Genomic DNA, 9468 nt, shown 5'->3' on the forward strand with positions numbered 1-9468 from the left:
GAGTAGATGGTCAAGATCAACTGGCTTGGTGATGTAGTCGGTCGCACCGGCCTCAAAGCTCTTCTCCCGGTCTCCCGGCATCGCCTTGGCGGTCAGCACCACGATGGGAAGGGCGGCGAACGCGGGCATCTGCCGGATCGCCGAGGTGGTCTCGTTCCCGTCCAGCCCCGGAAGCATCACGTCCATCAGAACAAGGTCGATCGACAGGCCCTCCTGCTGGAGCAACCGGATCGCGGTGTGGCCGTTGTCCGCGTACAGCACCTGCATTCCGTGCATCTCCAGGGCGCTCGTCAGCGCGAAGACATTGCGGACGTCGTCGTCCACGACGAGCACGCTCGATCCGACCAGCGGGTCGGACTCGTCGAGGCCGCTGGTCACCGCCGGGTCGCCCAGATCAGCGGGCAGCCCGGTGAGGAACGGCGTGTCCGGTATGTCGGACTCCGCCTCACCTCGAAACGACCGACGCGCCCGTGCGCCCGGTAGGTGGAGTCCCGTCGATGTAAGTGCCCGCGCCGGACCGGCGCCACCGGCCGCAGGCCGCGGTCCGGAGGCGAGAGCCACCGCGGATGTGCCGGACACAGCGGCCAGCCGCCGGCGCGCCATCGCCCCGCCGGTTTCGGGAAGCATGATGATCTCGTCGCTGTCCCCCGGGCTGGCCGACGGAAGCACCTCCGACGGCATCACCGACGGGACATAGAGCGTGAACGTGCTGCCCAGGCCGATCGTACTCGCGACGCCGATGGACCCGCCGAGCAGCCGCGCGAGCTCCTTGCTGATGGACAGCCCGAGCCCGGTGCCGCCGTAGCGCCGTGAGGTCGTCCCGTCCGCCTGCTGGAACGCTTCAAAGATCATAAGCAGTTTGTCGGTGGCCACCCCGATGCCGGTATCGGAGACGCTGAACGCGAGCACCACCGGCGCCGCGGACAAGGTCGGCGTGGTGAAGGCGACATCGGTCGTGGCGACCGTCACATCCAGCCGCACCTCGCCGGCGTCGGTGAACTTCACCGCGTTGGACAGCAGGTTTTTCAGTACCTGCTGGATGCGCTGCTCGTCGGTGACGAACTCCTCGGGAAGGTCGCCGGCGACCGTCACCTCGAAGGAGAGGCCCTTTTCCTCGGCCATCGGACCGAATACCTGCGCGACCGCATCGCAGAGAGTGGTTGTGCGAACTGTCGCGGCCTGCACGGCCATCTTGCCGGCCTCGACCTTCGAGAGATCGAGAATGTCGTTGATGAGCCCGAGCAGTTCGGAGCCGGCCGAGTGGATCGTCTCGGCGAAATCGATCTGCTTGGCGGTGAGGTTCGCCTCCGGATTGTCGGCCAACAGCTTCGCCAGCAGCAGCAGACTGTTGAGCGGCGTCCGCAGCTCGTGGCTCATGTTCGCCAGGAACTCCGTCTTGTACTGGGACGACTGCGCGAGTTGCTCGGCCTTCTCCTCCAGGCCGATCCGGGCCATCTCGATTTCGCCGTTCTTCTCCTCCAGCAGCGCGGCCTTCTCCTCCAGCTCGTTGTTGGTGCGCTGGAGTTCGACCGACTGCGAGCGCAGCTCCTGGGTGAGCCGCTGGGACTGGGCCAGCAGCTCCTCCGTCCGCGCGTTCGCCATGATCGTGTTCAGGACGACACCGATCGTGCCGACCAGCTGGTCGACCAGGTGCAGATGCAGCTCGGAGAAGCTGGTGAAGGATGCGAGTTCGATGACGCCGAGCACCTGATCCTCGAAGATCACCGGAGTCACTACGAGATCACTGGGCGGCGCCTCCCCGAGACCACTGCGGATGCGCAGGTAGCCGGCGGGGACCTCCTCCACCCGGATGCGCTTCTTCTCCGCCGCGGACTGGCCGATGAGGCCCTCACCGAACAGGAACGTACCGTCGGACCGTTTGCGCGGCGCCGAGCCGTAGCCGGCGACGTGGCGCAGCTTGTCACCCTCGATGAAGTCAAGCAGGTAGACCGTACCGAGCTGGGCGCCGACCGCCGGAGTCATCTCACTAATGATCATCTGACAGACCGCGTACAGATCACGCTGGCCCTGCATCTTGCCGCCGATGCGGGCGATGTTCGACTTGAGCCAGTCCTGCTGGGCGTTCTTGTCGGTCGTCTCCCGCAGATTGGCGATCATCTGGTTGATGTTGTCCTTGAGCTCGGCCACCTCGCCCTCGGCCTCCACCGTGATGGAGCGGGTGAGGTCACCGCGGGTAACGGCAGTCGACACCTCGGCAATCGCCCGCAGCTGGGTGGTCAGCGTGGACGCGAGCTGGTTGACGTTGTCGGTGAGCGCCTTCCAGGTGCCGTCCACCCCGTCGACCGTCGCCTGACTGCCGAGCTTGCCCTCGATCCCGACTTCCTTGGCCACCCGGGTGACCTCGTCGGCGAACGACGACAGCTGATCGACCATCGTGTTCACGGTGTCCTTCAGCTCGGCGATCTCACCCTGCGCCGACACCGTGATCGTCTGCGAGAGGTCGCCGCGGGCCACCGCCGTGGTCACCAGCGCGATGTTGCGAACCTGCGCGGTGAGGTTACCCGCCATCGAGTTCACCGACTCGGTGAGATCCCGCCACACCCCGGACACCCCGCGCACATGGGCCTGACCACCCAGATTGCCCTCGGTACCCACCTCCCGGGCCACCCGGGTCACCTCGTCGGCGAACGACGACAGCTGATCGACCATCGTGTTCACGGTGTCCTTCAGCTCGGCGATCTCACCCTGCGCCGACACCGTGATCGTCTGCGACAGGTCGCCGCGGGCCACCGCGGTCGCCACCTGCGCGATGTTGCGAACCTGCGCGGTGAGGTTACCCGCCATCGAGTTCACCGACTCGGTGAGATCCCGCCACACCCCGGACACCCCGCGCACATGGGCCTGACCACCCAGATTGCCCTCGGTACCCACCTCCCAGGCGACCCGGGTCACCTCGTCGGCGAACGACGACAGCTGATCGACCATCGTGTTGATGGTGTGCGCAAGACCGGCGACCTCACCGCGGGCATCCACGGTGATCTTCTGGGACAGGTCGCCCTGCGCCACCGCGGTGGTCACCTGGGCGATGTTGCGGACCTGATTGGTCAGGTTTCCCGCCATCGAGTTCACCGACTCGGTGAGATCCCGCCATACCCCGGACACGCCCTTGACCCGCGCCTGCCCGCCGAGATTGCCCTCGGTGCCGACCTCGCGGGCGACCCGGGTGACCTCGTCGGCAAAGGACGAGAGCTGGTCCACCATGGTGTTCACCGTCGTACCGATGCGCAGGAACTCGCCCCGCACCGGCTGGCCGGCGATCTCCATCGCAATATGCTGCGAAAGATCGCCCTGCGCGACCGCGGCGATGACCCGCGCGACCTCGTGCGTCGGCCGCGCAAGGTCGTCGATGAGCGAGTTGACCGCCTGGTTCGACATCGCCCAACCGCCTTCGAACCCGAGATCGGCCATCCGCTCGGTCAACCGGCCGTCCCGCCGGATCACCTTGCTCACCCGCTCCAGTTCGAGGGAGTGTCGCTGTTGGACGCCGGCAAGCTCGTCGAAACGCGCTGCCAGCAGTGCGCCGCGGCCGCCGCGTTCCCCCAGCCGAACCGAGAAGTCACCGTGACACAACGCGGTGAGGGCACCGAGCAAATCGCTGATGAGCTGGTCGTCCACGGGCGCGGTTTCCGACACCATCGTCATGATGAAGCTCTCCAAACCCGCGTCCGCGGGAATCACTCGCGTCTGGCCGATCGCGCCGAACGGGTCGGCAACCGTTCATGAGGTATCCGGTGGTACTCGTCGCCAGTATCCGCCAAAGCCCACTGGGCCGATATTGGCGGATCCCCGGGTACCTGCCCGACACTCGACTGAGCGACCAGGACGCCCCCGGGGGTTGCGGGGTCCGCGGCGCAGCCAGTCCCCCAGAGCTGGACAACACAGGAGACACTGACCGACATGCCTCCCGTGCCCGGAGATGAGGGGCTCCGCCGCACCCTCACAGTTCCACCGGTCACCGACTCACCGCGGTCGGCCCGGCGGTTTGTCGTGGCCGCACTGCGCGGCCGGGTCGACCCGGATCTGGTCGACACCGTTCTGCTGTTGGTGACCGAACTCGTGACCAACGTCGTCGTGCACGCCGGCACCGACGCGACAGTTGACCTCCGCCACGACGCCACCGGGCTGGCGATCTCGGTCAGCGACCGCAATCCCACCACGTTGGGTGCCGCGCCGAGCGCCAACGACCCCGACCGGCTGACAGCGTCCGACCAGGCCTGCGACAGCCGGGCAGGCGCCAGCAGGGTCAGGACGATCGAAGGCCTCCGTGAGAACGGTCGCGGCCTTGCGATGGTGGACGCCCTGGCCACGGCCTGGGGAACCGAACACGATCGCACCGGAAAAAAAGTCTGGTTCCGGCTTGATGCCCCCGTCCCCGACCAGGCTCCCCGCGAAGATCACGACGGGACACCCGTCGAGCCACCGCAACGGATGGCGGTGGACATCCTGCGGCCGGCGCGGCTGCTGGCTCCCGGTCTGGCCACCGCGTTGTCGACCGAGGACGAGGTCCGCGAACTGCTGGCTCAGCTCGTGGACGCCCTACCGACGTCCGCCGCCGGCCTGGTACGCAGGCCCGGCCGGGCCAAGAGCGCGGCAGCGGAGGTGGTGGCTACCTGCGGCCCGACCGGCGCGGAGCGGGACGCCCGTCGGATCCCGCTCGAATCTCGGGATGGAATCGTCGGGGAACTCCTGCTCTGGTCACCACTCCCGCCGCTAGGCCCTGGCCCTGGCCCCTGGAATGGGAACGCCGCCGGAGCCTCGAGGGCCAAAGGGCGCGCGACGATCGTCAGATCGCGCGCCCGCAGGCCGCAGTCCCCGGAGCGCTCGAGGAGCGGATCGCCGTGGTCACCCGCTGGATGGCGTTGACGCTCGGCGGCGCCAACCTGCGGCGGGCCGAGGAACGACGCATCGGCATGCTCTCCTTCCTCGCCGAGGCGTCGGACCTGCTGGCCGGCAGCCTCGACACCGAACGCAGCCTGGCCCTGCTCGCCCGCCTACCCGTACCGCGGCTGGCGCGGTGGTGTGCGGTCTACCTGCTACGGGAGGACGGCGCGGTGAAGCTCGCCGCCGTCGGGCACGTCGACGAGGCCGAGGCGGCAGACCTGTCGGCCTGGGCCGGCGATCCGGTCGGACCGCTGGCCCCCCAGGTGCAGGCGGCGCTCGCCGACACCGTGCGTGTCGCCACGATCAACGGCTCACCCACGGTGATCGCGACGATGCGGGCCCGTCGCCGGGTGCTGGGCGTTGTGGCTCTCGGCCGAGCCGTGGGCAACAGCTTCCAGGCCGACGAGATCGAGCTGCTCGCAGATCTCGCCCGCCGCGCGGCGTTCGCCGTCGACAATGCGCGGCTGTTCCGCCAGCAGGTGGAGGTGGCCAGCGCGCTGCAGGCCGGGCTGCTACCGCCGGAGCTTCCCAACATCGACGGGATCGAGCTCGGCTCCTCCTATCGCGCGGCCCGCGCCGGGCTGGAGGTCGGCGGTGACTTCTTCGACCTCGTCCCGAACCCGGACGGCGGATGGACGATCATCATCGGCGACGTCTGCGGCAAGGGTGCGGAGGCCGCGAACGTGACCGGGGTCGTGCGAGCCGTGTTACGCCTGTTGGCCGGCCAACGCAACAACCTGCCCGACATCATGATGGATCTCAACCGTGCGTTGCGGGACGCGGGTCATCCCAACTCGGCAGGTCAGGGGCGTTTCTGCACGCTTGCGGTGGCCGAGCTGCGCCCACCGGACGTGCTGGTGTCCGCCGGGTCGGACCCCGCCGCGGTGACGCAGCGGACGATCTCGATCTGCATGGCCGGGCATCCGCTGCCCATTGTCGTACGCGCGAACGGGACGGCCATGTTCGTCGCGGAGCCGGGAACGCTGCTCGGAGTACTCGACGACCACGACGTCGCCTTCCCCGAGGTACAGGTGGCGCTCGCGGCCGGGGACGCGCTGATCCTCTACACCGATGGTGTGGTCGAGGCCCGCCGCGGTCGGGAGCTGTTCGGCGACGAACGGCTGCTGACGGCCGTGCGTGGCTGCGCGGGCATGTCCGCCCAGGGAATCGCCGACCGGGTGCGGGCGTCCGCCGATCGGTTCGCGGGCGGGCGCCTGCGAGACGATGTCGCGGTCGTCGTAGCCCGCATCCCGAAATGACGATCCGCGAACCACCGATGACTCAGAAAAGACAGACGGCCGAACACTCGGCGTGGGTCCGTGACGAACACCGGAGACGTAGCTACGCTGCGTCATACATGACCAACCGTCATCCGCTGGTAGACGACAAATGGCCCGGAAGCGCTTGGAATGGCCTGCCTGTGGGTAGACGTGTAGGGATGGCACCGCTCAAATCTGATGACCTATGAATACAAACGGGGTGTAAGCGGACATGGTGGCCCACGCGTCGTCCTTTCGGCCCTCGGCCACGCATGTGCTGGTCGAGCTTCCACACGTATCCAGCGCCGTTCCGCAGGCGCGCCGTGTGCTGCGAGAGCAGCTCACCGCGACGAACCTGACCGAGGACGCGGTGGGCACGGCGGAGCTCCTGGTCAGCGAGCTGGTCACGAACGCGGTGAAGTACGGCGAGCCACCCGTCTGGCTGCTGATCGAATTGCGGCCCGGCCTGGTGCACGCCTCCGTGTCGGATAGATCCATCGTGTTGCCCCACCGTCAACAGGTGGACCTCGGCAGTGAGGGTGGGCGTGGTCTGCTCGTCCTGGACGCTCTCGCGGGCAGTTGGGGAGCGGTGGCGGTCGACTCCGGCAAGTACCTCTGGTTCGATCTACCTGTCGAGCTGTGACCGCGGCGAGGGGGAAAATGCGTTTCCACGACAACCTGGCCTCGGCGGTCGGCGATACCCCGCTGGTCCGGCTGAACGCGGTCACCGCTGGCATCGCGGCGCCCGTACTGGGCAAGCTGGAGTACCTGAACCCGGGTGGCTCCGTGAAGGACCGGATCGCCCTGGCCATGGTGGCTGCCGCGGAGGAGTCGGGACAACTGCGGGCAGGTGGGACGATCGTCGAACCGACCAGCGGAAACACCGGAGTCGGCCTGGCAATTATTGCCGCCACCCGTGGCTACCGCTGCGTGTTCACCATGCCCGACAAGATCAGCGAAGAGAAACAGGCGGTACTGCGGGCCTATGGAGCCCAGGTGCTGGTCTGCCCGACCGCGGTCGCCCCGGACGACCCCCGCTCCTACTACTCGGTCGCGCGCCGGGTGGTCGCGCAGACGCCCGGCGCCTGGAGCCCGGACCAGTACTCCAACCCCCACAACCCGGCCGCGCACCGCGCCACCACCGGCCCGGAGATCTGGGCGGCCACGGACGGACGCATCACCCACTTCGTCGCCGGAATCGGCACCGGCGGGACGATCAGCGGAACCGGCCGGTACCTCAAGGAGGTCAGCGCCGGGCGGGTGGCGGTGGTGGGCGCGGACCCGGAAGGATCGGTGTACTCCGGCGGCAGCGGCCGGCCCTACCTGGTCGAAGGAGTCGGTGAGGACATCTGGCCGACGACCTACGACAAGACGGTGGTCGACCGGGTGGAGGCGGTCAGCGACCGCGACTCGTTCCTGATGACCAGAGAACTGGCCCGTCGCGAAGGCATCCTGGTGGGTGGCTCGTGCGGGCTCGCGGTCGTCGCGGCGCTGCGGGTCGCTCGGGAGCTGGGCTCGGACGGCTGCGTGGTGGTGCTGCTGCCGGACTCCGGCCGCGGCTACCTGTCGAAAATCTTCAACGACGAGTGGATGTACGACTACGGCTTCCTCGACCGGCCGTCGGACGAACGGACCGTCGCCGAGGTACTGACCCGCAAGGCGTCCGACGCCGGCGGACCGCCTGAGCTGGTACATGTGCACCCCGACGAGACCGTGGGCGCGGCCATCTCCTACCTGCGCGAGTACAACGTGTCCCAGATGCCGGTGGTGCGCCAGGAACCACCGTTGCGCTCCGCCGAGGTGGCCGGTGCCGTCATCGAGCGGGAGCTGCTCGACGCCGTGTTCGCCGACCGCTCCGCCGTCGACGCGCCGGTCGCCACCCACATGTCGCCTCCGCTGCCCACGGTCGGTGCCGGCGAACCGCTGTCGGTACTGGTCGCGATCCTGGGCGCCGCCGCCGCCGCGCTCGTTCTCGAAGACGGCAACCCCGTCGGCATCCTCACCCGGTCCGACCTGCTCAGCTTCCTGGCGACCGGATGAACCGCCCAGACCACCCGGACGCCTGGACCGGCGCGGGGTTCGAGACGGTCGCGATCCACGCGGGACAGGATCCCGACGCGACCACCGGCGCGGTGGTCGTCCCCATCCACCCGTCCTCGACATTCGCGCAGGATGCGGTCGGTGTCCCGCGCGGTGACTACGAGTACGCCCGGTCGGCGAACCCAACCCGCACGGCGCTGGAGACCTGCCTGGCCGCGTTGGAGGGGGGCTCGGTGGGCCTCGCGTTCGCCTCGGGGATGGCTGCGGCGGACGCACTGCTCCGTACCGTCTGCCGGCCCGGTGACCATGTGGTGATCCCGTCAGACGCCTACGGCGGCACCTACCGGTTGTTCGCACAGGTGTTCGCGCAATGGGGCGTCGAGTACACCCCCGTGCCGCTTGACGACCCAGGCGCTGTGGCCGCGGCGCTGCGCCCCGGTCGGACGCGGCTGCTGTGGTGCGAGACACCCACGAACCCGCTGCTCGGCGTATCCGACATCGCGGTGCTCGCCGAACTGATCCACGCGGCCGGTGGCCTGCTCGCGGTCGACAACACCTTCGCCACCCCGTACCTGCAGCGGCCGCTGGCGCTCGGCGCCGACGCGTCGGTCCACTCGACCACGAAGTACCTGGGCGGCCACAGCGACGTGGTCGGGGGCGCCGTGGTCGTCGCCGATCCGGCGTTGGGTGAGCGGCTGCGGTTCACCCAGAACGCCACCGGGGCGATCGCCGGGCCGTTCGACGCCTGGCTGGTGCTACGCGGGGCGAAGACCCTCGCGGTCCGGATGGACCGGCACTGTGCGAACGCCCGTCGCATCGCCGCGCTGCTGGCTGCGCATCCCGCCGTGACCACCGTGTACTACCCGGGCCTGCCCGATGATCGCGGGCACCCGGTGGCGGCCCGGCAGATGCGCGACTTCGGCGGGATGGTCTCGTTCACCCTGCGCGGCGGCGAGGAGGCGGCGGTCGAGGTGTGTCGGCGTACCCGGGTGTTCACCCTTGCCGAGTCCCTCGGCGGCGTCGAGTCGCTGATCGAACATCCGGGGCGGATGACGCATGTCTCGGTTGCCGGGTCGCCCCTGGAGGTACCCGCCGATCTGGTCCGCCTCTCGGTCGGCATCGAATCCGTCGAGGACCTCGTCGACGACCTGACAAAAGCCCTCGCCACGCTCGCCTGAGAACCACTGGTACGAACCGGACGTTTTCTACTATCATCGACTCAGCCGTCCGGGCGAGCACCGACGTTCGGGCAGGTACCGACGTCCGA

General features: G+C 68.7%; 6 protein-coding genes. 5 read left to right on the forward strand and 1 reads right to left on the reverse strand.

What is annotated here, in order from left to right; all coding sequences use genetic code 11:
- On the reverse strand, positions 1-3657 hold a 3657-nt coding region (locus U9980_RS10910), incomplete at its 3' end, for a HAMP domain-containing protein (RefSeq protein ID WP_416210229.1).
- A gap of 261 nt (positions 3658-3918) precedes the next feature.
- On the opposite strand from U9980_RS10910, the gene U9980_RS10915 reads away from it, so the two are divergent.
- The 5 genes from U9980_RS10915 to U9980_RS10935 all read left to right on the forward strand — a co-directional run bounded on the left by U9980_RS10915 (position 3919) and on the right by U9980_RS10935 (position 9379).
- Complete coding sequence (locus U9980_RS10915) at positions 3919-4884, forward strand: ATP-binding protein (RefSeq protein ID WP_322767806.1); 966 nt, start codon at positions 3919-3921, stop codon at positions 4882-4884.
- Complete coding sequence (locus U9980_RS10920; RefSeq protein WP_322767807.1) at positions 4860-6161, forward strand: PP2C family protein-serine/threonine phosphatase; 1302 nt, start codon at positions 4860-4862, stop codon at positions 6159-6161. The genes U9980_RS10915 and U9980_RS10920 overlap by 25 nt, the downstream gene beginning before the upstream one ends.
- A gap of 232 nt (positions 6162-6393) precedes the next feature.
- The gene (locus tag U9980_RS10925) at positions 6394-6804 is read left to right on the forward strand and encodes an ATP-binding protein (protein ID WP_322749965.1); all 411 of its coding nucleotides are present in this window, start codon (positions 6394-6396) and stop codon (positions 6802-6804) included.
- A 17-nt stretch (positions 6805-6821) separates the two neighbouring features.
- Entirely contained in the window at positions 6822-8201 is a 1380-nt protein-coding gene (locus U9980_RS10930; protein WP_322767808.1) for a cystathionine beta-synthase, read from the forward strand.
- Positions 8198-9379: a cystathionine gamma-synthase gene (locus U9980_RS10935; protein ID WP_322767809.1), complete on the forward strand. Its 1182-nt coding sequence runs from the start codon at positions 8198-8200 to the stop codon at positions 9377-9379. Before U9980_RS10930 ends, U9980_RS10935 begins: the two co-directional genes overlap by 4 nt.
- Positions 9380-9468 lie beyond the last annotated feature (89 nt).

Source organism: Protofrankia sp. Cr1 (assembly GCF_963555865.1).
GTDB lineage: Bacteria > Actinomycetota > Actinomycetes > Frankiales > Frankiaceae > Protofrankia.